Raw genomic sequence first — 25,585 nt, 5'->3', positions numbered from 1 at the left:
CAGCCCCTGGCCAAACGCAGGGGCTGATTGTATTTTCTGAAAAGCGGGTCATAGTGTTAACAGATATGGCGTAACTGCAACAAATTGTGTCATTCTGGTCTGTCTTTATACAGTGAAGGTGGAAACATGGATGAGCTGCTAACCCTTGGCTGCATTGTTTTATTCTTCGCGCTGGTAGTGGTACCTTGCCTCGCGATCGTGGCATACAGACGCAGTGCGGCGGTACGTTCCGAACTGGTGGCCTTGCGCCGTCGGGTAGAGGAACTTGAGCTGCGCGGCGTGGTGCCAGAGTCTGTGGCGCAGGCAACAGCCATTGAGCCGACGCCTGCAACAGAGAGTATTCTTTCTGATGCGCCAACGTCTGCGATTAGCAACGTGGTGCCGGAACCTGTCACTGAGCCGACGCCGGAACTTGTTAACCCGTGGGCTTCGCAGCCGAAGCCGGAGAAAGCGGCGGTATTCACGCCCAACGTCGAGCGCCCTTCTGCTTTTGGTGGGGTGATGTCATCGCTGGTGCGCTGGTTTATGCAGGGCAACCCGTTGGCAAAGCTCGGTATTTTGCTCCTGTTCCTGGGGCTTTCTTTCCTGTTGCGTTACACCGTCGAACATTCTTTGTTTCCGCTTGAGCTGCGCCTGGTGGCTGCCGCATTGTTTGCTATTGTCCTGTTGGCACTGGGCTGGCGGTTAAGGCATAAGCAACCGGTCTATGCGCTGATCCTACAGGGCGGGGCTACGGGGGCACTCTATCTCACCGTCTTTGGCGCGTTCCGGCTGTGGCAAATGCTGCCCATGACGCTGGCATTTGCGCTGCTGGTGGCGATTTGCGCGGCCAGTGTGGGTCTGGCTATTTTGCAAAAGGCACTCAGCCTGGCGATGCTGGCAAGCCTTGGCGGCTATCTCGCGCCGCTGCTGCTTTCCACCGGCGGCGGCAGTCATGTCGCACTCTTCTCTTTCTATCTTTTGCTCTCGGTGGGCATTCTCGCCATCAGCATCTGGCAGCACTGGCGGGAGCTGAATCTGCTCGGCCTGCTGTTTACCTTTGGCGTTGGCGGTTTGTGGGGACTGGATGACTATCGGCCTGAGTATTACCTGAGCTGCCAACTTTTCCTGATCGCCAACACCATTATTTTTGGCGTGCTGAGCGTGGCGCTATCGCTTCGGGCGCAGGAAAAAGGCAAACAGATTATTGACGGCGTGCTGCTGTTTGCTCCTCCACTGATAGGTTTTGGCATGCAGTATGCCATTACCCGACATATGGCATATGGTCCGGCGCTCAGCGCGCTAGGCTACGGTGGTTTCTATCTGGTGTTGGCGACGCTTGCCTTGTGGCGTTCGTCTTCTCTGGGGAGACCTCTGGTATTAGCTGCCCTGGCGCTCGGCGGCGCATTTACCACCCTGGCCATTCCGTTGGCGCTTTCAGCCCGTTGGACGGCGATGGCCTGGTCGCTGGAGGGGCTGGGTATCCTCTGGTTGGGCGTGCAACAACAGCAACGACGCATGAGTTATAGCGGTACGGCGCTGCTCGTGCTGGCCGTGGGCAGCGCGCTATGGGCGCTGACGAACGGCACAACCGCACTTTCGATGATGCTGATTTTTGCCGTGCTTAGCCTTAGCTGGCTGGCTGGTGCATGGCTATGGCGCAACATTCGGATACAGGGCAGTTGGGGGCTTCTCGCGGGTGGTTTGCTTTTCTGGATTATTGCACTTGTTGCGGCATCGCAACTCATCCTGAAACAGGATCGGTGGGTGCTGTCTGGCGTGTTGGCATTAATGGCGGTATCGGTTTGGGGCTGGCGAGCGATTGCTGGTCGCCTGGCATGGCGGGAGCTGGATGCCAGTAAATGGCTGCTGTGGCCGATGATGCTCGTGGTGCTGATGTATCAAATCTCTTTGCAGCAGATTTTTGCGGCGGGTTGGCCGAATCTGGCCTGGTGTGCGGCGCTAGTTGTTGCGCTGGCGCTGCTCTGGCGTGACGCGCAGATATTACCGCCAGCGCTTTCCCGGCTGGCGCATTTGTCGTTCTTCTGGATGATTTTATTGGCGCTGGCGGTTGAGCTGTTCTGGTTCGCGCAGGCGCTGCCGTGGGGCAGGGCTGCGTGGGGAAGCGGCCTGATGATGGCGGCTGGTGGGCTGCTGATTTTCATGGTTTATCAAGCTGTTCATCGCAAGCTCTGGCCGTTTCGCATCTGGCCGGCCCTCTATTCTGTTCAGGCGATGATTCCCGTTGCGCTGGCACTGGTCGGTTTGCTCGTGCTGACGAATTTACAGGATGGCGTGGTTTATCGTCAGACGTATCTGCCGTTGCTCAACCCGTTGGAAGAGGGCGCAGCGTTTGCCCTGCTGGGGTTGGTGGTGTTTTATCGCGAGTCTCAACGCTATTTCCCGGTTCAGCTTTCCGTATGTCGCCCATGGCCGGTTGTGGCGCTGATGGCGCTCAGCTTTTGGTGGCTTAATGGTTTGCTGCTGCGCGCGTTGTCCTGGTATGGCGAAGTTGCGTGGAATGTCCAGGCGCTATGGGATTCGCGGCTGATTCAAACCTGTTTTGCTCTGTTCTGGATGTTAGCGGCGCTGGTGGTGATGCTGCGAGCGACCCGGCGTCGCTCGCGCCAGGAATGGCTGTGTGGCGCGGTTTTGCTGGGGATAGTCATCGTTAAACTGATGCTGGTGGACAGCGCGGGAGGCGGCGGCCTGGCGCGCGCGGTCGCGTTTATTGGCGTGGCCATTCTGGTGCTGATTATTGGCTATTTTTCACCCTTACCGCCCAAAGCTGGAGAAGAAAAATGAAATGGATGAAAGCGGTTCTCTGGAGTGCTCTGTTAGGAGCAACCGGCGCTGCGTGGGGCAGTAATACGGCTACGGATGCGCCAGCAGACTACGCGACGGGAGTGAAGCTCTTTACGCCTGGGTCAGAGCAATGGTATAGCCTCCCTCTGCCTTTAGCGGTATACCACGAGGCAGTCTGGCCGGACTTACGTGATATCAGGGTGTTCAACCGTCAGGGTGACGTAGTGCCTTTCACTCTGCTGGCAGAAAAAGCGCAGGCAACGTCCCCGAAAACCATTCCTCTGCGCCTTTTCCCGTTTGATTCTACGGCGCAGCAGGTGACGCCAACGCAAGATAATGAACGACCCGCGGTCCTGCTGCGTTCTAAAAATGGCATAGAAATTCGCTTCGAAAGTGAAAACCAGCAATCCATCGGGCAGAGTTATTTAATCGCTTTGCCAGACGATGTGAAAGAGACGCCATCGCTGTCCCAGTTACGTTTGATCTGGGATGCGCCTGCGAAAAACTGGCAGGGAACGGCATCGCTTTATTACAGCCGCGATTTGCGTGACTGGAGGTTGATTACAGGAAATGCGCCGCTGATGGATCTGACGCATAGCGACGACCGGTTGAAAATGGACACCTTAGGCGTTGATGATTTGCGAATGTCCGCTGATGGCGTCCCCTGGCTGCTGCTGATTCTTGATTCGCAAAGTCCTGCGCTGAATCTGAGTGGGGTGAGTGGGATAACCCGTGAGGAGCCTTCGCTTATCCGGCCTGTTTCGATGAATGCTGAAGCGGAGAGAATCGCCGAAAACCAGGCGATTTGGCGATGGTCCAGGCCGCAACCGTTGACCTCATTAAAGGTTTCACTGGATAACGAAGGCGTGTTGCCGGTTGAGCTTGAATGGCGCAAGGCAGAAAAAGAGGCCTGGCAGCCTTTAACCCGAACGGTTCTCTACAATCTGGAAAATCAGTATTCGGATGATATTCCGCTCTCCGGTGAATTGGTTGAGGCTGTCCGGATGACGACGCTTCAGGCGCGTTTGCCTGCCACCTTACCCGTGCTCAGAGGGGAGCGTGACAGCTATAAAGTGATTTTTAACGCACAAGGCCAAAGCCCGTTTATCCTGGCATGGGGAAACAAAGCGGCGGAACCGGCGAGCATCAGTCTGGCGATGCTGATCCCGGAGGCGTTACGCAAACACAACGACCCCGACAAAATGTCGCAGGCTTTTGAGGATGAACGGGTCACCCTGGGTGGCGAGGCGAGGCTGACGGCAACGTCAGTCGCTGAGCAACAAAGCCAGTGGAAAACGCTGTTGGTATGGGGGGCGTTGATACTTGGCGTCGCCGTACTGGCTCTGATGGCGTGGAGAATCTGGCGAGAAGTGAAAAAGGGTAATCCGACATAAACCAATAAAAAAGGCCCGCATTGCGGGCCTTTTGTCGATTCATGCCAATTACAGGCTGGAAACGTTCTCGGTCAGGTATTTTGCCACGCCGTCCGGAGACGCGTTCATACCTTCTTTACCTTTTTCCCACTGTGCCGGGCAAACGTCGCCGTGCTCTTCGTGGAACTGCAGCGCGTCAACCATGCGCAGCATTTCGTCGATGTTACGGCCCAGCGGCAGATCGTTAACCACCTGGTGGCGAACAACGCCGTTAGCGTCGATCAGGAAAGAACCGCGCAGAGCAACGCCCGCTTCCGGGTGCTCGATGCCGTAGGCTTTCTGAATTTCGCGTTTGATGTCAGCAACCATTGCGTATTTCACTGCACCGATGCCGCCTTTGTCGACAGGGGTGTTACGCCATGCGTTGTGGACAAATTCAGAGTCGAAGGAAACGCCAACAACTTCAACGCCGCGCTTCTGGAATTCTTCGTAACGTTTGTCGAATGCGATCAGTTCAGACGGGCAAACGAAGGTGAAGTCCATCGGCCAGAAGAACAGAACGGTAGTTTTACCGTTGGTATGCTGTTTGAAGTTGAAGTTTTCAACGATCTCACCGCTACCCAGTACCGCAGCTGCTGTGAAATCCGGAGCCTGACGAGTTACCAGTACCATATAATTCTCCTGCAATGTTAAGGGGTTTTTGGAACGCAACGCGGGCCAGTATAGAGAGTGTTCGGGAATAAGACAAAGAGGCGTTGGCAATCAATGAGACAGGTTTTGTCTATCAATCTTTTGCCGGATCGCGGCTACGGCTTATCCGGCGGGGAATGCGGGCTGCAATCAAAGGGTTTTACGCCGCGCCTGGTCCATCATTTGCGGATAAAATTGCCAGAAACGTTCTTCTAACGCATCGTAATGCGTATCGAGGTCATACCATGAGTCGCGCAGGGCATCGAGTCGCGGGCGGCGGCTGGCCATGCCGTTCAGGACGTTCTGGATAAAATCCATGTCCCGGTAGCGCTCAAGCCATTTCTCTGACCATATATAGTTGTTCAGATTGATAAAGCGCGGCGGCGATTCCGGCAAAATAGTGGTTACCTGGGTACGGGCATAGCGCACAAAGTCCGTCAGCGGGAAGTCAGGGGAGATTTCCGACCAGTGGCGCGACAGAAAATGATCCCACATAACGTCCAGCGTAATCGGTGCGACGCGGCGCGTTTCGCTACGAAACCACTCTTTGGCTTCACGCACCTGCGGCAGGTTATCGGTCATCACGTCGATACGACGGTGCATGAAGATGCCTTCCACCACGTCAGGCGAATAGTGCGTTTCCGGATTACCCCGGACAAAATCGGCCAGCAGATTGCCGGAAAGCGAGCTGTCGGCAAGATGAGCGAGATGCAAATGTGCAAGAAAATTCATAGTTAAACGTTTATCCAGAGGGGTAAAGGTTGCAGGGAGAACGCCCCGGCACTAGACTACCCGCCTCTTATTTTAGTCTGAGTCAGTGTCATGCGCGTTACCGATTTCACCTTTGAACTACCCGAATCCCTGATTGCCCACTATCCGCAAGCTGAGCGCAGTAGCTGCCGCTTGCTGTCTTTGGACGGGCCGACGGGCGCGCTGACGCACGGTACTTTCACCGATTTGCTCGATAAGCTCAACCCTGGAGATTTGCTGGTCTTTAACAACACTCGCGTCATTCCTGCGCGTTTGTTTGGCCGTAAAGCTAGCGGCGGCAAGATTGAAGTACTGGTCGAGCGTATGCTGGATGACAAACGTATTCTGGCGCATATTCGTGCTTCGAAAGCGCCGAAGCCGGGCGCTGAGTTGCTGCTGGGCGACGACGAAAGTATTAACGCGACGATGGTCGCCCGCCATGACGCGCTGTTTGAAGTTGAGTTTAACGACGAACGCAGCGTGCTGGATATCCTCAACGCCATCGGCCATATGCCGTTGCCGCCGTATATCGACCGTCCCGATGAAGACGCCGACCGCGAGCTGTACCAGACCGTGTATAGTGAAAAACCGGGTGCCGTCGCCGCGCCGACTGCGGGTCTGCACTTTGACGATCCGCTGCTGGCTAAACTGCGCGATAAAGGTATTGAAATGGCGTTCGTCACGCTGCACGTCGGCGCGGGTACTTTCCAGCCGGTGCGCGTAGACACCATTGAAGACCACATTATGCACTCTGAATATGCGGAAGTGCCGCAGGATGTGGTGGACGCGGTGCTGGCGGCGAAAGCGCGCGGCAACCGCGTGATTGCGGTGGGCACCACCTCCGTACGTTCACTGGAAAGCGCAGCGCAGGCTGCCAAAAACGACCTTATCGAGCCATTCTTCGGCGATACGCAAATTTTCATTTATCCAGGCTATAAATATCAGGTGATTGATGCCCTGGTAACCAACTTCCACCTGCCGGAATCGACGCTGATCATGCTGGTTTCCGCGTTTGCTGGTTATAAAAACACCATGCACGCCTATCATGAAGCGGTAAAAGCGGAATATCGCTTTTTTAGTTACGGTGATGCGATGTTTATCACGTACAATCCGCAGGCTATTTCTGAGCGACCGTGAGAAGGCTATCTCACTTGCCATTTTGATGGCTGGCAGTGCTCGCCATCCTCACGTACTGCGTGTACGCTCCGGTGGCTGTGCGCTGGTCGCCCCCAAACTGGCTGCGCCGATTGCGCCTTCGCCAGTGGGTTAAGATATTTTTACTCCGTGGAGTGAATCCATGGGGAAAGTTTAATCATCAGACTGTCTCTCTGATGCAGGAGAAAAAATGAAATTTGAACTGGATACCACAGACGGTCGCGCGCGTCGCGGCCGCCTGGTTTTTGATCGTGGCGTAGTAGAAACGCCTGCTTTTATGCCGGTCGGTACTTACGGCACCGTAAAAGGCATGACGCCGGAAGAAGTTGAAGCGACCGGCGCACAGATCATCCTCGGCAACACCTTCCACCTGTGGCTGCGCCCGGGTCAGGAAATCATGAAGCTGCACGGCGATCTGCACGATTTTATGCAGTGGAAAGGGCCGATCCTCACCGATTCCGGCGGCTTCCAGGTGTTCAGCCTGGGCGATATCCGTAAGATAACCGAGCAGGGCGTGCATTTCCGTAACCCGATCAACGGCGATCCGATTTTCCTCGATCCCGAGAAGTCGATGGAGATTCAATACGATCTCGGTTCCGATATCGTGATGATCTTCGACGAATGTACACCGTATCCGGCCGACTGGGACTATGCTAAACGCTCGATGGAGATGTCTCTGCGTTGGGCGAAGCGCAGTCGCGACCGTTTTGATAGTCTCGGCAACAAAAATGCGCTTTTTGGCATCATTCAGGGCAGCGTTTACGAAGATTTACGTGATATCTCTGTTAAAGGTCTGGTAGATATCGGCTTTGATGGCTACGCTGTCGGCGGTTTGGCTGTCGGTGAGCCGAAGGAAGATATGCACCGCATCCTGGAGCATGTATGCCCACAGATTCCGGCAGATAAACCGCGTTACCTGATGGGCGTCGGCAAACCAGAAGATCTGGTTGAAGGCGTGCGTCGCGGTATCGATATGTTTGACTGTGTGATGCCAACGCGAAATGCCCGTAATGGTCATTTGTTTGTGACTGACGGCGTGGTAAAAATTCGTAACGCGAAACATAAAAGCGACACCAGTCCGCTCGATGCTGAGTGTGATTGCTACACCTGTCGCAATTATTCGCGCGCTTACTTGCATCATCTCGACCGTTGCAACGAAATATTGGGCGCGCGTCTCAACACGATTCATAACCTTCGCTACTACCAGCGTTTGATGGCGGGTTTACGCAAGGCTATTGAAGAGGGTAAATTAGAGAGCTTCGTGACCGATTTTTACCAACGTCAGGGTAGACCAGTTCCACCTGTGAACGTTGATTAATTTTAATAATGAGGGAATTTGAATGAGCTTTTTTATTTCTGATGCGGTAGCGGCAACAGGTGCTCCGGCGCAGGGCAGCCCGATGTCTCTGATTCTGATGCTGGTGGTGTTTGGTCTGATTTTCTACTTCATGATCCTGCGCCCGCAGCAAAAGCGTACCAAAGAACATAAAAATCTGATGAGCTCCATTGCGAAAGGCGATGAAGTGCTGACTAACGGTGGTCTGGTGGGTCGCGTGACCAAAGTAGCAGAATCTGGCTACATCGCTATCGCGCTGAACGACACCACTGAAGTGGTTATTAAACGTGATTTCGTAGCTGCCGTTCTGCCGAAAGGCACCATGAAGGCGCTGTAATTTATTGTTTTCCCAAAGGGAACTGCCGTGTTAAACCGTTATCCTTTGTGGAAGTATGTCATGCTGATCGTCGTTATTGTCGTCGGTCTGCTCTATGCGCTTCCCAACCTGTATGGTGAGGATCCGGCTGTTCAAATCACTGGCGTGCGCGGTGCCGCCGCCAGTGAGCAAACGCTGATCCAGGTCCAGAAAACGTTACAAGAAGATAAAATCACACCTAAGTCTGTGGCTCTGGAAGAGGGTGCTATTCTCGCGCGCTTCGACTCCACTGATACCCAACTGCGCGCACGTGAAGTGTTAATGGGCGTACTGGGCGATCAGTATGTCGTGGCGCTTAACCTTGCTCCGGCAACCCCGCGCTGGCTGGCAGCCATTCACGCAGAACCGATGAAACTCGGTCTTGACCTGCGTGGCGGCGTTCACTTCCTGATGGAAGTGGATATGGACACCGCGCTGAGTAAGTTGCAGGAACAAAATATCGATAGTCTGCGCAGCGATCTGCGTGAAAAAGGCATTCCTTATACTACCGTTCGTAAAGAAGATAACTACGGTCTGAGCATCACCTTCCGTGATAGCAGCGCCCGTGATGAAGCTATCTCTTACCTGAGCAAGCGTCACCAGGATCTGGTTATTTCCAGCCAGGGCAGCAATGCTCTGCGTGCGGTAATGACCGATGCGCGCCTGAGCGAAGCCCGTGAGTACGCGGTACAGCAGAACATCAACATTCTGCGTAATCGTGTTAACCAACTGGGTGTTGCTGAGCCGGTGGTACAACGCCAGGGTGCTGACCGCATTGTGGTCGAACTGCCGGGTATTCAGGATACCGCGCGTGCGAAAGAAATTCTGGGCGCAACCGCGACGCTGGAGTTCCGTCTGGTAAACACCAACGTTGACCAGTCCGCTGCGGCATCGGGTCGTGTTCCGGGTGATTCGGAAGTGAAACAGTCTCGTGAAGGCCAGCCGGTTGTGCTGTACAAACGCGTGATTCTGACCGGTGACCATATCACCGACTCTACTTCCAGCCAGGACGAATACAATCAGCCGCAGGTTAACATCTCGCTGGATAGCGCGGGTGGTAACATCATGTCCAACTTCACTAAGGACAACATCGGTAAGCCGATGGCGACCCTGTTCGTGGAGTACAAAGACAGCGGTAAGAAAGATGCTAACGGTCGCGCAGTGCTGGTGAAACAGGAAGAGGTGATTAACATCGCCAACATTCAGTCTCGCCTGGGCAACAGCTTCCGTATCACCGGTATCAACAACCCGAACGAAGCGCGTCAGCTTTCTCTGCTGTTACGTGCCGGTGCGTTGATTGCGCCGATTCAGATTGTTGAAGAACGTACCATCGGCCCAACCCTGGGTATGCAGAACATTAAACAGGGTCTGGAAGCATGTCTGGCCGGTCTGGTGGTGTCTATCCTGTTCATGATCTTCTTCTATAAGAAGTTCGGTCTGATTGCGACCAGTGCGCTGATTGCTAACCTGGTGCTGATTGTCGGTATTATGTCGTTGCTGCCGGGTGCTACGCTGAGTATGCCGGGGATTGCGGGGATCGTCTTAACCCTTGCCGTCGCGGTCGATGCGAACGTACTGATCAACGAACGTATCAAAGAAGAGTTGAGTAACGGGCGTTCGGTGCAGCAGGCGATCAATGAAGGTTATGCGGGCGCATTTAGCTCCATCTTTGATGCGAACATTACGACGCTGATCAAGGTCATCATCCTGTACGCAGTTGGCACCGGGGCAATTAAAGGGTTCGCGATTACTACCGGTATTGGTGTGGCGACGTCGATGTTTACCGCGATTGTCGGTACACGTGCCATCGTAAACCTGTTGTATGGCGGCAAGCGCGTCAAAAAGCTGTCAATCTGAGGAGTGCGAAGTGGCACAGGAATATACTGTTGAACAATTGAACCACGGCCGTAAAGTCTGGGACTTTATGCGCTGGGACTACTGGGCTTTCGGCATTTCAGGTTTCCTGCTGATTGCGGCCATCGTGGTGATGGGCGTACGCGGGTTTAACTGGGGTCTCGATTTCACCGGTGGTACGGTTATTGAAATCACGCTGGAAAAACCGGCCGATATGGACGTGATGCGCGATGCGCTGGAGAAAGCGGGCTTTGTTGATCCGCTTCTGCAGAACTTCGGCAGCAGCCACGACATTATGGTACGTATGCCGCCAACTGAAGGCGCAGACGGCGGTCAGGTGCTGGGCAGCAAAGTGTTGAGTGTGATTAACGAATCCACCAACCAAAACGCCGCGGTGAAACGAATTGAATTCGTGGGGCCGAGCGTGGGTGCAGACCTGGCGCAAACCGGTGCGATGGCGCTGATGGCGGCGCTGATCTCCATCCTGGTGTACGTCGGTTTTCGCTTTGAATGGCGACTGGCGGCTGGGGTAGTTATCGCGCTGGCGCACGACGTGATTATCACACTTGGGATCCTGTCGTTGTTCCATATCGAGATTGATCTGACTATCGTCGCATCGCTGATGTCGGTAATCGGTTACTCGCTGAACGACAGTATCGTAGTATCTGACCGTATTCGTGAAAACTTCCGCAAAATTCGTCGCGGTACGCCTTACGAAATCTTTAACGTGTCATTGACTCAGACGCTGCACCGTACGTTGATTACGTCCGGTACGACGTTGATGGTTATTCTGATGCTGTTCCTGTTCGGTGGTCCGGTACTGGAAGGCTTCTCGCTGACGATGCTGATCGGTGTTTCCATCGGTACCGCATCTTCTATCTACGTGGCATCGGCGCTGGCGCTGAAGCTGGGTATGAAGCGTGAACACATGCTGCAGCAGAAGGTCGAGAAAGAAGGGGCGGATCAACCGTCGATTCTGCCTTAACCATTAAGAGTGAAGATACTGGAATCCCGATCGCAAGGTCGGGATTTTTTTTGCCTGCGATTTAGCAGCAAACCATTATCTTTTTCTCTCGACACACTACTGACAGTATGCTGTCAGTAGCCCTGTCTTATAGTCCTTCTGAGATTACCCACACAGGCAGGAGGAAGTATGAAGAACGTAATTAACTGGTTTGAAATCCCCGTGGCACAAATGGATCGCGCCATCGCTTTTTATGAGCCAGTGATGCAGGTTTCGTTGCGTCGGGAGAATATGGATTGCGCCGAGCTTGCCGTATTCCCGTATCAGGATCCCGCGCCCGGCGGGGCGCTGGCTAAATTTGACGGTATTACGCCTTCAGCGCAGGGCGCTATTATTTATCTGCATACGGACGATTTGGCTGCCACGCTTGAACGCGTCGCCACTGCTGGCGGTCAATGCGTGTTTGGCCCACTCGAATTGGGGCAGGACATTGGTACGATTGCGCTATTTACTGACAGTGAAGGCAATCGTGTTGGTTTACATCAACCCGCGTAATACTTTCAGGACTGAGGATTAACATGAGCAGACGCGCCGACCGCTTGTTTCAGATTGTACAAATCCTGCGTGGCAGGCGAGTGACAACGGCGGCGCTGCTGGCAGAACGCCTTGAAGTTTCTGAACGGACGATTTATCGCGATATCCGCGATCTCTCTTTATCCGGCGTGCCCATTGAAGGAGAAGTGGGCAGCGGATACCGCTTGATGGCCGGGTTTGATCTGCCGCCGTTGATGTTAACGCATCACGAATCAGAAGCATTGATGGTAGCGATTCGGTTGCTGAAAACATGGGGCGGAGATTCACTCTCACAGGCGCTGGAATCCGCGCAGGAAAAAGTGCTGGCGATATTGCCGCCAGAGAGTCGGCGCAGAGCCGAGCAAACGCGGATTTTCGCGCCAGATTTTGGTAATCAGCCGCATTCACGCAGTGCGTTCGATCTCATACATCGCGCGGTTTCGGCGCAGCAGGCGCTGGCGCTGCATTATCGCGATGAGTCCGGGAACCTCTCCTGGCGCGACGTTCAACCGTTGGGCTTATTTTTCTGGGGCGAGCACTGGCTGCTGGTTGCCTGGTGCGAGAAGCGTGACGATTATCGCTGCTTTCGCGTTGATCGATGTCTGAAGATCACGCCGCTCGACAGGCATTTTCGCGAATCGGCGGATCGCTCGCTAAGTGACTTTTTACGTAAAGTACGCTGTGAAGACCAGCCATAAAAAAGCCAGCGGTTAAGCTGGCTTGTCTGCGAAACATTGTCTGGATTAGAAGTTGTAACCTACGACCAGGTAACCACCCCAACCGGTAGATTTCGCGCTGAAGTCGCCTTCGCCCCAGTTCAGAGTATCTCCACCTTTCCACTGACCACCGTTATGGAAGTAACGCGCGACTACGGAGTAGTGCCAGTGATCGTAGTTCAGCGCCAGAACGTGGCTGGAAGCGATAGAGTTGCTGGTGCGGTTCGGATCATCACCCAAATCTGAGCCCCAGTCGAAGTTGGTGAAGCCGATGTAGGTCAACTGACCGCCCCAAACCTGGGTGATCGGCACAAAGTATTTCACTTTGAAACGGTAGCCATCCCACTCGTTTTCGTTGGATGCGCCATAGTTCTGCCACTGGTATTTAGCATACACGTTCAGGGAAAGACCCATCGGCAGACCGGTATCGATATCGGTACCCAGACCCATATACCAGGTGCTCTGGCGGCTGGCTTTGTTGTCACCCATATCGTAGATGTAGTTGTTGGCGAAATACCATTCTTTGAACGGGCCAAAGCTCAGGTCAGCACCGGTCAGTTTGTCAATGGAGAAACGCGGTTCGATTTCCATAAACAGTGGAGAACCATCAGACCAGATGCCTTTGTCGTTGCCGTTACCCCAGTCGAAGGTTTTCGGAATATCGATGTAGCCATAGAAGTCAAACCAGTCTTTTTTAGCAAACGCTTCGTATTCCAGATACACATCGTTGTTCAGTTTCGGGGAGAAACGGGTGTGGTAGCTGCCCACCACGTTGACGCTCTGGTGCCACCAGTCGGACAGATATTGCGGTTTGTCATTTTCTGCTGCATTGGCAGTGAAAGACGAGGAGAGCGCCAGCACTGCACCGGCTGCAAGTAATGTTTTTTTCATATGTATGCCACTGTTTGAAATCCCTTTCGGGATAGAAAAATGCGCAATTTGCGTTTCTATACACTTCATCCTTCAAGACGCCTCTTTGTTGGCTGCCTTTGCTCACCCCTGTTACTTACTGATGTAAGCTCCAGGGATTCACGCAGTTGCCGCCTCGATGCATCTTGCATGATTTTGTGTAGAAATATTTCGTGTTTCTTCGGAGCCTATTATAAAAATCATTGTTCACAAAAATATGTCTTGTTTCACAGTTCTATCATTCGCGTAATCGATTGCGTTCACGTTTGCGTACTTTAGGCGGCGAATTGTACTGGCTCCCATGAATGTTGCCAAGTTTTAACAGAAATATTGGTTATGTCAGGGGAGTAACAAAATAAGGCGAAGTGATGTTGCGGAACGCACAAAACGTCCCGCAAAAAAGTTTATTGGTTAACAGGCTGGATGTCGTGGATGCGCACAAACCCTAACTGGTCCGCAGAAAGGCCATTTAACTGCAGCGGAATATCGACGTCGCTGGGTGCAAGGATACTCGCGGGGGCAGTGACCAATTGATTCTGAACGTTCACTTCCTGATAGTTATCTGTGGTGCCCTGAATTTGTCCGTACTCGACGGTGGCGCTAAAGGCGGGTAAAGGTGTGTTGGATTCACCCTGAATCCGCAGCGTCAGACGTGTGCCGTCGGCGTTTGGCGCAATATTGATTAGCGACATACGTAGTGTGCCAATCTGGCTGTCCAGTCGGGCAGGCGTTTTGGAACCCGGCAACAGATAGACGCCGCTGGTTGATTTTGCATTCAACATATTCTGTTGTGTAATTTTTACCGTTTCCTGATTGAGCTGCGTCATCTCTTTGTTCAACGTGCTAACGCTTTGATGCATCTGACGTACTTCGCTTTGCTGTGCGCAGGCGCTAAGACTAAAGAGACTTCCCACCAGGACAATTCTTAGGTAACGTCTTGTCATTGTGATTACTTCCTTCATTGTCGCGATAGCATAATGGTAGTGCGCACTGAGCACGAAGGCATCGATCCTTTGTCTCAAAAGCGCTGCGCCTTTGTTGTCACGCCAGTTCAGGGTAAAATAGATTTCTGTTAACCACTGAGGTACAGGACGCCGTATGCATTGCCCATTCTGTTTCGCCGTAGACACTAAGGTAATTGACTCTCGTCTTGTAGGCGAGGGCTCCTCAGTACGCCGCCGTCGGCAGTGTCTGGTCTGTAATGAACGTTTCACCACTTTTGAAGTGGCTGAACTTGTTATGCCGCGCGTTGTGAAAAGCAACGATGTGCGTGAACCCTTTAATGAAGATAAGCTGCGCAGCGGCATGCTCAGAGCGCTTGAGAAACGCCCGGTCAGCTCTGATGACGTCGAAATGGCGTTGAACCATATCAAATCACAACTGCGTGCAACTGGCGAGCGTGAGGTGCCGAGCAAGATGATCGGCAACCTGGTGATGGAGCAGTTGAAAAAACTCGATAAAGTCGCCTATATTCGCTTCGCCTCGGTTTATCGGAGCTTCGAAGATATCAAAGAATTTGGCGAAGAGATTGCTCGCCTACAGGACTAAGCCATGCAGGATGAATTGTACATGGCGCGCGCGCTGAAGCTTGCTGCGCGCGGACGTTTTACCACGCATCCCAATCCCAATGTGGGCTGCGTGATTGTGAAAGATGGGGAGATCGTCGGTGAAGGATATCATCACCGCGCGGGCGAACCGCATGCTGAAGTCCATGCCCTGCGGATGGCTGGAGAAAAAGCGCAAGGGGCAACCGCCTATGTCACGCTTGAACCCTGCAGCCATCATGGTCGTACGCCGCCATGCTGCGATGCGTTGATTGCCGCGGGTGTGACGCGTGTGGTTGCGGCGATGCAGGATCCCAATCCACAGGTAGCAGGTCGTGGCCTCTACCGTTTGCAGCAGGCGGGTATCGATGTCAGCCACGGGCTGATGATGAGCGAGGTTGAGCAGCTTAATAAAGGTTTTCTCAAGCGCATGCGTACCGGATTCCCGTATCTGCAGCTTAAGCTTGGCGCGTCGCTTGATGGGCGTACGGCGATGGCCAGTGGTGAAAGCCAATGGATAACCTCGCCGCAGGCGCGCCGCGATGTGCAACGTCTGCGGGCGCAAAGCCATGCCATCTTAACCAGCAGCGCGACGGTGCTGGCCGACGATCCTCTGCTTACCGTGCGTTGGTCGGAGCTTGGGGAGTCAACCCAGGCGAGTTACCCGCAGGAAAATCTGCGCCAGCCAATCCGCATTGTTCTTGATAGCCAGAATCAGGTCACGCCGGAGCATCGTATTGTGCAACAGCCAGGAGAAACCTGGATTGTCCGGACTGAAGACGATTCTCGTAGCTGGCCGGAGGCGGTACGCAGCCTGAAGGTGCCGGAACATAACGGGCATCTGGATCTGGTGGTGCTGATGATGCAGCTGGGCAAACAGCAAATTAACAGCATTTGGGTTGAAGCTGGCCCTACGCTTGCGGGCGCGTTATTACAGGCCGGTTTGGTTGATGAGCTAATCGTGTATGTTGCGCCTAAACTGTTAGGCAGTGATGCGCGAGGATTATGTGTGCTGCCAGGGCTTGAGAAACTGGCCGACGCGCCCCATTTCAAATTCAACGAGATACGCCAGGTGGGCCCGGACGTTTGCCTGCATTTAACCACTGCGTGAGGCTTTCTGAATTAGAGCAAGCAGCGCACAGAATATTATGATAAAATCCGCCCCCCTTACGGGGCCATAAATCGAACCCGAAGGAAGAATATGAACATTATTGAAGCTAACGTTGCTACCCCGGACGCTCGCGTCGCCATCACCATTGCGCGTTTCAACAACTTTATCAATGACAGCCTGCTGGAAGGTGCGATTGACGCCCTGAAACGTATTGGCCAGGTAAAAGATGAAAACATTACCGTCGTTTGGGTTCCAGGCGCATATGAGCTGCCGCTGGCGGCTGACGCGCTGGCGAAAACCGGTAAATACGACGCGGTGATTGCGCTCGGTACGGTGATCCGTGGCGGTACTGCGCACTTCGAATATGTGGCTGGCGGTGCAAGCAATGGCCTGGCGCATGTCGCTCAGGACAGTGGCATTCCGGTAGCCTTCGGTGTTCTGACCACCGAAAGTATTGAACAAGCCATCGAACGTGCTGGCACTAAAGCCGGCAACAAAGGCGCAGAAGCTGCACTGACTGCGCTTGAAATGATTAATGTATTGAAAGCCATCAAGGCCTGATTTTTGTAAGGGGAAATCCGTGAAACCTGCTGCTCGTCGCCGCGCCCGTGAGTGTGCCGTCCAGGCGCTCTACTCCTGGCAGTTGTCCCAGAACGACATCGCTGATGTTGAATACCAGTTCCTGGCGGAACAGGACGTGAAAGATGTTGACGTTCTGTATTTCCGTGAACTGCTGTCCGGGGTGGCGACTAACAGCGCGTACCTGGATGGATTAATGAAGCCTTACCTGTCTCGTCTGTTGGAAGAGCTGGGTCAGGTAGAAAAAGCCGTGCTGCGTATTGCGCTGTTTGAACTGTCTAAACGTAGTGATGTGCCGTACAAAGTGGCCATCAACGAAGCGATTGAACTGGCGAAAACCTTCGGCGCTGAAGACAGCCACAAGTTCGTGAACGGCGTACTGGATAAAGCAGCACCTGTGATTCGCCCCAACAAAAAGTAATCCCGAGGCCGGCTGGATGGTGGAACCTGTTTCCGCTGTCCCCGGCTTTTTCTTTTTTTTCTGCTGAGGCATAACGTATGGCATGCGGCGAGTTTTCCCTGATTGCCCGTTATTTTGACCGCGTAAGAACGTCTCGTCTTGATGTCGAAACCGGTATTGGTGACGACTGCGCACTTCTGAACATCCCTGAAAAACAGACGCTGGCGATCAGTACCGATACGCTGGTGGCTGGCAACCACTTCCTCCCTGACATTGATCCTACCGATCTGGCCTGGAAAGCTCTGGCGGTGAATTTGAGCGATCTGGCGGCGATGGGAGCCGATCCTGCGTGGCTGACGCTGGCGCTCACGTTACCTGACGTCGATGAAGCCTGGCTTGAAGCTTTCAGCGATGGCCTGTTTGAACTCCTTAATTACTACGATATGCAGCTGATTGGCGGTGATACCACGCGTGGACCGCTGTCGATGACGTTGGGTATTCATGGCTACGTTCCCGTTGGGCGTGCCTTAAAACGCTCCGGTGCGAAACCGGGTGACTGGATTTATGTGACCGGCACGCCGGGTGACAGCGCTGCCGGGCTGGCGATTTTGCAGGATCGCTTGCAGGTTGCAGAGGTAAAAGACGCAGACTATCTGCTGAAACGCCATTTGCGTCCCACGCCGCGTATTTTGCAGGGACAAGCCCTGCGCGATCTGGCCAGTGCGGCTATCGATATCTCTGACGGTCTGATTTCCGATCTGGGGCATATCGTTAATGCCAGCGGCTGCGGCGCACGGGTTAACGTTGATGCGCTGCCTTACTCCGCGGCGTTTGCCCGGCACGTGGAGCCGGAACAGGCCCTGCGCTGGGCACTCTCGGGTGGTGAAGATTATGAGTTATGCTTTACCGTACCGGAAATTAATCGTGGCGCGCTGGACGTAGCGCTGGGAAATCTCGGCGCAACGTTTACCTGCATAGGACAGATGAGCGCGGACGTGGAAGGTATTCACTTTACGCGCGATGGAAAATCCGTCACGTTCGACTGGAAAGGATATGACCATTTTGCCGCGCCTTAAAAAAGATGTCGCCAAAAGCCGCCTGAGTATGCGCAATCCGTGGCATCTGTTAGCCACCGGTTTTGGCAGCGGGCTGAGCCCAATTGTTCCTGGCACCATGGGATCGCTGGCGGCGATCCCTTTTTGGTATTTAATGACGTTTCTGCCGTGGCAGCTGTATTCACTGGTGGTGATGTTATCTATCTGTATCGGCGTTTATCTGTGCCATCAAACGGCGAAAGATATGGGCGTGCACGATCACGGTAGCATTGTCTGGGACGAGTTTGTCGGGATGTGGATAACCCTGATGGCGCTGCCGACCAACGACTGGCAGTGGGTTGCCGCCGGATTTGTGATTTTCCGTATTCTGGATATGTGGAAGCCGTGGCCGATTCGTTGGTTCGATCGCAACGTACATGGCGGTACGGGAATTATGATCGACGATATCGTGGCCGGGATACTGTCCGCCGGGATACTGTACTTTATTGGCCATCACTGGCCGGTAGGTATCATTTAACGGGTTTGCCGGATGGCGGCGTAAATGCCTTATCCGGCCTACAATCTACAATCGCGCTTATTTAAATCCCACCACCGGATGCTGTTTGTACGGCGTTTCCAGCTCGGCAATCTGCTCCGGCTTCAGCGTTAAATCCACTGCATTGAGCAACTCATCCAGCTGTTCCTCGCGCGATGTGCCGATAATCGGCGCTGCCACACCCGGTTTGCTCAGCAGCCAGGCCAGCGCGACCTGCGCACGGGTTACGCCCAGTTCCTCACTGACGCCGGTCAGCCGTTCGGCGATTTGCGCGTCGTTTTCATCGCTCTCGCTGTACAAATTTTTACCGACCTCATCGGAAACCAGACGGGCGGTCGTTTCTCCCCAGGGGCGCGTCAGGCGACCACGCGCCAGCGGACTCCATGGGATCACTGCCACACCCTCCTGATAGCAAAGCGGCAGCATTTCGCGTTCTTCTTCGCGGTAGATCAGGTTGTAGTGATCCTGCATGCTGACGAACTGCGCCCAGCCGTGTTGCTTCTGTAAGGCCAGCGCCTGAGCAAACTGTGAAGCGTGCATGGATGAGGCGCCGATATAGCGCGCTTTACCGGCTTTCACTACGTCGTTAAGGGCTTCCAGCGTTTCTTCGATCGGCGTGTTGTAATCCCAGCGGTGAATTTGCAGGATGTCCACATAGTCCATACCCAGGCGTCTGAGGCTGTCGTCGATTGAGCGCAGGATTTGTGCGCGGGATAAACCTTCCGCTAAATCATCCACCTGGTGAAAAACCTTGGTCGCCACCACGACATCTTCGCGGCGGGCGAAATCACGCAGCGCGCGGCCGACAATCTCTTCGCTGCTGCCAGCGGAGTAGCTGTTGGCGGTATCGAAAAAGTTAATGCCGCCTTCAAGAGCGTGTTTGATTATCGGGCGGCTACTTTCTTCAGGTAGCGTCCAGGCATGATTGCCGCGATTGGGCTCGCCAAACGTCATGCAACCCAGGCAAAGGCGGGAGACCCGAAGGTCGGTTTTTCCTAAGGTGTTGTATTTCATCAATCCACTCCTGCTTAGCTCGTGATGAGTTAAGCATAGCAGGAGCGGAGAGAGGATTATGCCAGCCAGGCCTTGATTTTGGCCTCAATGCCGGCGGCATCAAGACCCAGATCGGCGCGAGCCTCGTCCTGAGTCCCCTGCGGGATGAAGAAGTCAGGCAGGCCAATGTTCAGCACCGGAACGGGTTTGCGATGGGCCATCAGCACTTCGTTTACGCCGCTGCCAGCGCCGCCCATAATGGCGTTCTCTTCGAGGGTGACCAGCACCTCGTGTTGGGCTGCCATTTCCAGAATCAACGTTTCATCCAGCGGTTTGACAAAGCGCATATCAACCAGCGTGGCGTTCAGCGACTCTGCGACCTGCGCGGCTTCCGGCATTAGGGTACCGAAGCTCAGTATTGCCACTTTCTCCCCGTGACGCTTCACGATGCCTTTCCCAATTGGCAGTTGCTCCAGCGGCGTTAGCTCAACGCCCACCGCGTTACCGCGTGGGTAGCGTACAACCGTTGGGCCGTCGTTGTAGTGATAGCCGGTGAACAGCATCTGGCGACATTCGTTCTCATCGCTCGGGGTCATAATGACCATTTCCGGGATGCAGCGCAGGAAGGAGAGATCGAACGCCCCCTGGTGGGTTTGCCCATCTGCGCCAACAATACCAGCCCGGTCAACGGCGAACAGGACCGGCAGTTTCTGAATGGCGACATCATGCAGCACCTGATCGTAGGCGCGTTGCAGGAAGGTAGAGTAAATAGCCACGACCGGCTTATAGCCGCCAATCGCCAGACCGGCAGCAAACGTCACCGCGTGCTGCTCGGCAATCGCCACATCGAAGTAGCGGTCCGGGAACTTACGTGAGAACTCCACCATACCGGAGCCTTCACGCATCGCCGGGGTGATCGCCATCAGCTTATTGTCTTTCGCTGCGGTTTCGCACAGCCAGTCACCGAAGATTTTTGAATAGCTCGGCAGACCGCCGCTGCTTTTCGGCAGGCATCCGCTGGACGGATCGAATTTTGGTACCGCGTGGAAGGTAATCGGATCTTTTTCCGCAGGCTCGTAACCACGACCTTTTTTGGTCATGATGTGCAGGAACTGCGGACCTTTAAGGTCGCGCATGTTCTTCAGCGTAGTGATAAGCCCCAGCACGTCGTGACCGTCTACCGGACCAATATAGTTAAAGCCCAGCTCTTCAAACAGCGTACCCGGCACAACCATGCCTTTGATGTGTTCTTCGGTACGCTTGAGCAGCTCTTTAATCGGCGGCACGCCGGAGAACACTTTTTTCCCGCCTTCGCGCAGCGAGGAGTAGAGTTTGCCAGAGAGCAGTTGCGCCAGGTGGTTGTTCAGCGCGCCGACGTTCTCTGAAATCGACATTTCGTTGTCGTTGAGGATAACCAGCATGTCGGGCTTAATATCACCCGCGTGGTTCATCGCTTCAAACGCCATCCCGGCGGTGATAGCGCCGTCGCCAATCACACAAACGGTACGACGATCTTTGCCTTCTTTCTCGGCGGCAACCGCAATACCAATACCGGCGCTGATGGACGTTGAGGAGTGCCCAACGCTCAGTACGTCATACTCGCTCTCACCGCGCCACGGGAACGGATGCAAACCGCCTTTCTGACGAATGGTGCCGATTTTATCGCGGCGGCCGGTCAGAATTTTGTGCGGGTAAGCCTGATGTCCCACATCCCAGATTAACTGGTCAAACGGGGTGTTGTAGACATAGTGCAGCGCGACGGTGAGTTCCACCGTGCCCAGACCAGAGGCGAAGTGCCCGCTGGAACGGCTTACGCTGTCGAGCAAATAGCGGCGCAGTTCGTCGCAAAGCTTTGGCAGACTCTCTTTTGGCAGCAGGCGTAACTCCTGGGTGGAGTCGACCAGCGCCAGGGTCGGGTATTTGGCTATATCAAAACTCATCGCAAGCTCATGGGATATGTTGGTTTATTTATCACGCTGGATTATATAGTCCGCTAGCGCTTCCAGTGCCGAGGTATCGAGTGACTGTGCGGCCAGCAAACTTAGCGACTCGCGGGCATCCTCAATTAAATCCCGGGCTTTGTTCTGGGCTTGCTCAAGACCCAGAAGTGCAGGATAGGTACTTTTGCCAAGCTGCTGGTCAGCACCCTGACGTTTACCCAATGTTGCAGTATCGCCTACCACATCCAGGATGTCATCCTGAACCTGGAAGGCCAGACCGATGCTTTCTGCGTATTTGTCGAGTATTGCCAGGCATTCTCGCCCTTTATCGCCTGCGCTTAATGCTCCCAGACGTACGGCGGCGCGAATCAGTGCCCCGGTTTTATGGCGGTGAATACGCTCCAGTGCATCCAGCTCAACCTGATGACCTTCAGCTTCCAGATCCAGCGCCTGACCGCCGCACATACCGGCAATACCGCTGGCCCGGGCCAGTTCAGAGATCATCGCGATGCGGTCACGATCGGACACTTCCGGCATCGGGGCATCGCTGATAATAGAGAACGCCAGCGTTTGCAGCGCATCTCCGGCCAGGATCGCGTTTGCCTCGCCAAATTTTACGTGGCAGGTCGGCAGACCGCGGCGCAGGTCATCGTCGTCCATCGCGGGTAAATCATCATGCATTAGCGAATAGGCATGAATGCACTCGACGGCGGCAGCGGGAGCATCAAGCGTACTCAGGCTGACGCCAAACATCTGACCGGTCGCATACACCAGGAACGGGCGCAGACGCTTACCGCCTAATAATGCGCCATATTGCATGGTTTCGACCACGGGAGTGTTCTGAAAGGGCAATGGCGCAATAAAACGGCTCAGTGCCTGGTTGGCCTGCTCAACGCATGCCTGTAGCTGCTGCGTAAAATCCATTTACTCATTATCCGGTGTGAAAGGCGTAAGGGCGGCGTCTTCAGTATCTGACAGCAGGATTTGTACGCGCTGTTCAGCCTGTTGCAATTTAACCTGTCCCTGACGCGCCAACTGTACGCCACGTTCGAATTCGTTCAGCGCTTCTTCCAGCGGCAGGTCGCCGCTTTCCAGGTGGGTAACAATCTGTTCCAGCTCGCTCAGCGCTGTTTCAAAACTGGCTGGCGCTTCATTTTTCTTCGGCATAATGAATGTCTGACTCTCTGTATTGGCAGCACAAGACTATGGTAACGGACTCGTACTGATAAGCAAATAACGCGCAATGGTAAGGCGATGTGCACAGGATGACCATGATAGTGGTATACTTGCGCGCCTGGATGCAGCCGCAGGGTATGGGCTGCTGTATTTTTTTCCATTACAAGTCGTTCAGACTTGCCAAAGAACCATTGCCGCCATGAAGTTTATCATTAAATTGTTCCCAGAAATCACCATCAAAAGCCAATCTGTGCGTTTGCGCTTTATAAAAATTCTGACAGGGAACATTCGTAACGTTTTAAAGCATTATGATGAAGACCTTGCCGTTGTCCGTCACTGGGATCACGTTGAGGTTCGCGCTAAAGATGAAAGCCAGCGCCTGGATATACGCGACGCGTTAACCCGTATTCCGGGGATCCACCATATTCTCGAAGTAGAAGACGTGCCGTTTACCGATATGCACGATATTTTCGAGAAAGCGCTGGTGCAGTATCGCGATCAACTGGAAGGTAAAACCTTCTGTGTACGCGTTAAGCGTCGCGGTAAGCATGAGTTTAGCTCCATTGAGGTGGAACGCTATGTTGGCGGCGGGTTGAACCAGCATATTGAATCCGCACGCGTGAAGCTGACGAAGCCGGACGTGACGGTTAATCTTGAAATCGAAAACGACCGTCTGCTGCTGGTTAAAGGCCGCTATGAAGGTATTGGCGGTTTCCCGATTGGTACGCAGGAAGACGTACTGTCGCTGATCTCCGGTGGTTTCGACTCCGGCGTGTCCAGCTACATGCTGATGCGTCGCGGCTGCCGCGTACACTATTGCTTCTTCAACCTCGGCGGCGCAGCGCATGAAATCGGCGTTCGCCAGGTGGCGCATTATCTGTGGAATCGCTTTGGCAGCTCGCATCGCGTGCGTTTTGTTGCAATCAACTTTGAGCCGGTGGTTGGCGAGATCCTGGAGAAAGTCGACGACGGCCAGATGGGCGTGGTCCTCAAACGCATGATGGTACGCGCGGCGTCGAAAGTCGCTGAGCGCTACGGCGTACAGGCGTTGGTCACCGGTGAAGCACTGGGTCAGGTGTCCAGCCAGACGCTGACCAACCTGCGCCTGATCGATAACGTATCTGACACCCTGATCCTGCGCCCGCTTATCTCCCATGATAAAGAGCACATCATCAATCTGGCGCGTGAAATTGGTACCGAGGACTTTGCCCGTACCATGCCGGAATACTGTGGTGTGATTTCAAAAAGCCCGACGGTGAAAGCGGTTAAAGCGAAGATTGAGGCTGAAGAAGAAAACTTCGATTTCTCTATCCTCGATAAGGTGGTTGAAGAAGCCAACAATATCGATATTCGCGATATCGCTCAGCAGACACAGCAGACCGTGGTGGAAGTTGAAACCGTGAGCGGCTTCGGCCCGAACGATGTGATTCTGGATATCCGTTCGGTGGATGAACAGGATGACAAACCGCTGAAAGTTGACGGTGTGGACGTCGTTTCTCTGCCGTTCTACAAACTGAGCACTAAATTCGGCGATTTGGACCAGAGTAAAACCTGGCTGCTGTGGTGTGAACGCGGGGTGATGAGCCGCCTGCAGGCGCTGTATCTGCGCGAGCAGGGCTTTGAAAACGTGAAGGTGTACCGCCCGTAATTGACTAAACACCGTGTTGTAAGCCGGATAAGGCGGTTACGCCGCCATCCGGCAATATAACGATATTATTCAAAACGCACGGGTAGTGTCTTTCCGTTCGATTCCCAGACGCCCTGATAGACACCGTCTTTTAACTCCAGCGTTATCTTCTCTTCCGATTGTTCAGCGGCAGACGTCTTCAGTTCATAATGTCGATTGTCGGCTGTGTCGCACTTACCGGTTAATTCAATCGGTGCGCCAAATTTCTGGTAAAAGTAAGCCCCTTCAAAAAAATCACCGTATTTGCAGTCCACCTTCAGCACAATACGCATGCTTTTTCCCAACGTGCCGTACATGACCTTGCCGTCAATGCCGGGAGTGGGCTCAACCGGTGTTGTACTCTTTGCACCAGTCAGATACTGGCCGTATGGCGTGAACTGTTTATGCAGTTCACCGGTAGGGATTTTCGTGGTGAAATCGCCCAGCTCGTCACCCGCGCGGTTGGCATGGTTGCTACAGCGTCCGTTCAGGAAAGCCAGATGATCTTTTTGCAGGGAGAATCTGTCGATGTAGTACAACCCGTCAATGTAGGTTGCGCATGAGGCGTAGAATTCGGCATAGCCAGGATCTCCACCGTCCTTCTGTGCCGTAACAAAGGTATCAATTTGGCTGCGGATATCCTTTCTGATGCGGGTGTTTAATTCGGCCATCGTGGAGCGGGAAAAAAGATCGTTAAGGGTAATTGCCGCGCCGCTGGCCAAATCGAAGCTGATCGGCACATTGTATGACTCGCAATACGCTCCGCAGCCTTCGACAAACATATTCAGGGTCAGGACATTGGCATCGCGATACTCAATCGTATAGTCAAGGTTTGCGGTAGGGTTCATCTCTGAATTTGCAAACTGATTCACTGTCGTTTGCGGATTATTTCCCGGTAGCTGATTGATAAAGCTGGCGAAAATATAATCGTTAATGCGTTTTGCAACCTGTGGGCTTTCCTTTGAAGTAAACCACGGCACGCGATACTGCATCTCAGTGCTTGCGGGATAGCGATACTCAAGGTTTTTTATTTCAAGCTGTGTTGCACAGGCGTAACCAGAAAAGAGCAGTAAAGCCACTGTGCTCAGATATCCTTTCATTATAATTCCTTGTATGTGAGTGGCCTG

The 25,585-nt window shown here is 53.8% G+C and carries 25 protein-coding genes; 16 read left to right on the top strand and 9 right to left on the bottom strand.

The genetic code is table 11. From position 1 onward, the window contains the following. Nucleotides 1–126 precede the first annotated feature (126 nt). Nucleotides 127–2,784: a DUF2339 domain-containing protein gene (locus OGV80_RS20110; protein ID WP_286515594.1), complete on the top strand. Its 2,658-nt coding sequence runs from the start codon at nt 127–129 to the stop codon at nt 2,782–2,784. Further along, nucleotides 2,781–4,178 carry a DUF3999 domain-containing protein gene (locus OGV80_RS20105; RefSeq protein ID WP_286515593.1) on the top strand — a complete coding sequence of 466 codons (1,398 nt, stop codon included), beginning with the start codon at nt 2,781–2,783 and terminating at the stop codon, nt 4,176–4,178. Before OGV80_RS20110 ends, OGV80_RS20105 begins: the two co-directional genes overlap by 4 nt. A 48-nt stretch (nt 4,179–4,226) precedes the next feature. On the opposite strand, the gene OGV80_RS20100 is transcribed toward OGV80_RS20105, so the two are convergent. Continuing rightward, the gene (locus OGV80_RS20100; protein WP_003021524.1) at nt 4,227–4,829 is read right to left on the bottom strand and encodes a peroxiredoxin; all 603 of its coding nucleotides are present in this window, start codon (nt 4,827–4,829) and stop codon (nt 4,227–4,229) included. A gap of 168 nt (nt 4,830–4,997) precedes the next feature. After that, nucleotides 4,998–5,579, bottom strand: coding sequence for an ACP phosphodiesterase (gene acpH, locus OGV80_RS20095; protein WP_043015379.1), 582 nt, complete (start codon nt 5,577–5,579; stop codon nt 4,998–5,000). A gap of 90 nt (nt 5,580–5,669) precedes the next feature. On the opposite strand from acpH, the gene queA reads away from it, so the two are divergent. The 7 genes from queA (at nt 5,670) to OGV80_RS20060 (ending at nt 12,532) form a co-directional block, all read left to right on the top strand. Then, nucleotides 5,670–6,734 (top strand): tRNA preQ1(34) S-adenosylmethionine ribosyltransferase-isomerase QueA, encoded by a 1,065-nt coding sequence (gene queA / locus OGV80_RS20090; RefSeq protein ID WP_043015380.1) that lies wholly within the window; start codon nt 5,670–5,672, stop codon nt 6,732–6,734. Nucleotides 6,735–6,942: 208 nt separating this feature from the next. Next, a complete protein-coding gene (gene tgt, locus OGV80_RS20085) occupies nt 6,943–8,070 on the top strand; it encodes a tRNA guanosine(34) transglycosylase Tgt (protein ID WP_003021535.1) in 1,128 nt (375 codons plus the stop codon). Between the two features lie 22 nt (nt 8,071–8,092). After that, nucleotides 8,093–8,425 carry a preprotein translocase subunit YajC gene (yajC, locus tag OGV80_RS20080; protein WP_043015381.1) on the top strand — a complete coding sequence of 111 codons (333 nt, stop codon included), beginning with the start codon at nt 8,093–8,095 and terminating at the stop codon, nt 8,423–8,425. Nucleotides 8,426–8,452: 27 nt separating this feature from the next. Further along, nucleotides 8,453–10,300 (top strand): protein translocase subunit SecD, encoded by a 1,848-nt coding sequence (secD, locus tag OGV80_RS20075; protein WP_003021547.1) that lies wholly within the window; start codon nt 8,453–8,455, stop codon nt 10,298–10,300. A 10-nt stretch (nt 10,301–10,310) separates the two neighbouring features. After that, nucleotides 10,311–11,282 carry a protein translocase subunit SecF gene (gene secF / locus OGV80_RS20070; protein WP_003021550.1) on the top strand — a complete coding sequence of 324 codons (972 nt, stop codon included), beginning with the start codon at nt 10,311–10,313 and terminating at the stop codon, nt 11,280–11,282. 168 nt (nt 11,283–11,450) lie between these two features. Further along, the gene (locus tag OGV80_RS20065) at nt 11,451–11,816 is read left to right on the top strand and encodes a VOC family protein (protein ID WP_005125129.1); all 366 of its coding nucleotides are present in this window, start codon (nt 11,451–11,453) and stop codon (nt 11,814–11,816) included. Nucleotides 11,817–11,839: 23 nt separating this feature from the next. Next, nucleotides 11,840–12,532, top strand: coding sequence for a helix-turn-helix transcriptional regulator (locus OGV80_RS20060; RefSeq protein ID WP_087053085.1), 693 nt, complete (start codon nt 11,840–11,842; stop codon nt 12,530–12,532). A gap of 45 nt (nt 12,533–12,577) precedes the next feature. Here the strand turns inward: OGV80_RS20060 and OGV80_RS20055 are convergent, their stop codons facing one another. Beyond that, a complete protein-coding gene (locus tag OGV80_RS20055) occupies nt 12,578–13,441 on the bottom strand; it encodes a nucleoside-specific channel-forming protein Tsx (RefSeq protein WP_003021561.1) in 864 nt (287 codons plus the stop codon). 422 nt (nt 13,442–13,863) lie between these two features. Continuing rightward, the gene (locus OGV80_RS20050; protein WP_043015384.1) at nt 13,864–14,403 is read right to left on the bottom strand and encodes a SadB/YajI family lipoprotein; all 540 of its coding nucleotides are present in this window, start codon (nt 14,401–14,403) and stop codon (nt 13,864–13,866) included. Between the two features lie 154 nt (nt 14,404–14,557). Here OGV80_RS20050 and nrdR point away from each other — a divergent pair, with 154 nt between their 5' ends. The 6 genes from nrdR (at nt 14,558) to pgpA (ending at nt 18,665) form a co-directional block, all read left to right on the top strand. After that, nucleotides 14,558–15,007 carry a transcriptional regulator NrdR gene (gene nrdR, locus OGV80_RS20045; RefSeq protein WP_016152032.1) on the top strand — a complete coding sequence of 150 codons (450 nt, stop codon included), beginning with the start codon at nt 14,558–14,560 and terminating at the stop codon, nt 15,005–15,007. A 3-nt stretch (nt 15,008–15,010) separates the two neighbouring features. Continuing rightward, the gene (gene ribD / locus OGV80_RS20040; RefSeq protein WP_075145069.1) at nt 15,011–16,114 is read left to right on the top strand and encodes a bifunctional diaminohydroxyphosphoribosylaminopyrimidine deaminase/5-amino-6-(5-phosphoribosylamino)uracil reductase RibD; all 1,104 of its coding nucleotides are present in this window, start codon (nt 15,011–15,013) and stop codon (nt 16,112–16,114) included. Nucleotides 16,115–16,204: 90 nt separating this feature from the next. Further along, entirely contained in the window at nt 16,205–16,675 is a 471-nt protein-coding gene (gene ribH / locus OGV80_RS20035; protein WP_003021575.1) for a 6,7-dimethyl-8-ribityllumazine synthase, read from the top strand. A gap of 19 nt (nt 16,676–16,694) precedes the next feature. Then, nucleotides 16,695–17,114, top strand: a complete 420-nt coding sequence (gene nusB, locus OGV80_RS20030; RefSeq protein WP_000801129.1) for a transcription antitermination factor NusB — start codon at nt 16,695–16,697, stop codon at nt 17,112–17,114. 77 nt (nt 17,115–17,191) lie between these two features. Further along, entirely contained in the window at nt 17,192–18,169 is a 978-nt protein-coding gene (thiL, locus tag OGV80_RS20025; protein ID WP_043015387.1) for a thiamine-phosphate kinase, read from the top strand. Continuing rightward, the gene (gene pgpA, locus OGV80_RS20020; protein WP_003021578.1) at nt 18,147–18,665 is read left to right on the top strand and encodes a phosphatidylglycerophosphatase A; all 519 of its coding nucleotides are present in this window, start codon (nt 18,147–18,149) and stop codon (nt 18,663–18,665) included. Before thiL ends, pgpA begins: the two co-directional genes overlap by 23 nt. 57 nt (nt 18,666–18,722) lie before the next feature. Here pgpA and yajO read toward each other — a convergent pair whose 3' ends face one another. From yajO to xseB, 4 genes are read right to left on the bottom strand one after another with little or no spacing between them, the layout of a single operon-like run. Further along, nucleotides 18,723–19,697, bottom strand: a complete 975-nt coding sequence (gene yajO / locus OGV80_RS20015; RefSeq protein ID WP_043015388.1) for a 1-deoxyxylulose-5-phosphate synthase YajO — start codon at nt 19,695–19,697, stop codon at nt 18,723–18,725. Between the two features lie 56 nt (nt 19,698–19,753). Next, nucleotides 19,754–21,616, bottom strand: coding sequence for a 1-deoxy-D-xylulose-5-phosphate synthase (dxs, locus tag OGV80_RS20010; protein ID WP_100194039.1), 1,863 nt, complete (start codon nt 21,614–21,616; stop codon nt 19,754–19,756). 24 nt (nt 21,617–21,640) lie between these two features. Beyond that, on the bottom strand, nt 21,641–22,540 hold the full coding sequence (gene ispA, locus OGV80_RS20005; protein WP_043015390.1) for a (2E,6E)-farnesyl diphosphate synthase: 900 nt from the start codon (nt 22,538–22,540) through the stop codon (nt 21,641–21,643). Next, nucleotides 22,541–22,783: an exodeoxyribonuclease VII small subunit gene (xseB, locus tag OGV80_RS20000; RefSeq protein WP_087053084.1), complete on the bottom strand. Its 243-nt coding sequence runs from the start codon at nt 22,781–22,783 to the stop codon at nt 22,541–22,543. 208 nt (nt 22,784–22,991) lie between these two features. On the opposite strand from xseB, the gene thiI reads away from it, so the two are divergent. Then, on the top strand, nt 22,992–24,440 hold the full coding sequence (gene thiI, locus OGV80_RS19995) for a tRNA uracil 4-sulfurtransferase ThiI (protein WP_003021587.1): 1,449 nt from the start codon (nt 22,992–22,994) through the stop codon (nt 24,438–24,440). A gap of 65 nt (nt 24,441–24,505) precedes the next feature. On the opposite strand, the gene OGV80_RS19990 is transcribed toward thiI, so the two are convergent. Then, entirely contained in the window at nt 24,506–25,558 is a 1,053-nt protein-coding gene (locus OGV80_RS19990; RefSeq protein WP_087053082.1) for a hypothetical protein, read from the bottom strand. Between the last annotated feature and the right edge of the window lie 27 nt (nt 25,559–25,585).

The sequence above is a fragment of the Citrobacter sp. Ce119 genome, from assembly GCF_030334525.1.
Taxonomy (GTDB): domain Bacteria; phylum Pseudomonadota; class Gammaproteobacteria; order Enterobacterales; family Enterobacteriaceae; genus Citrobacter; species Citrobacter europaeus.
The sequence above is the reverse complement of the archived record's forward strand: the minus strand, read 5'-3'. Positions and strand labels throughout refer to the sequence as shown.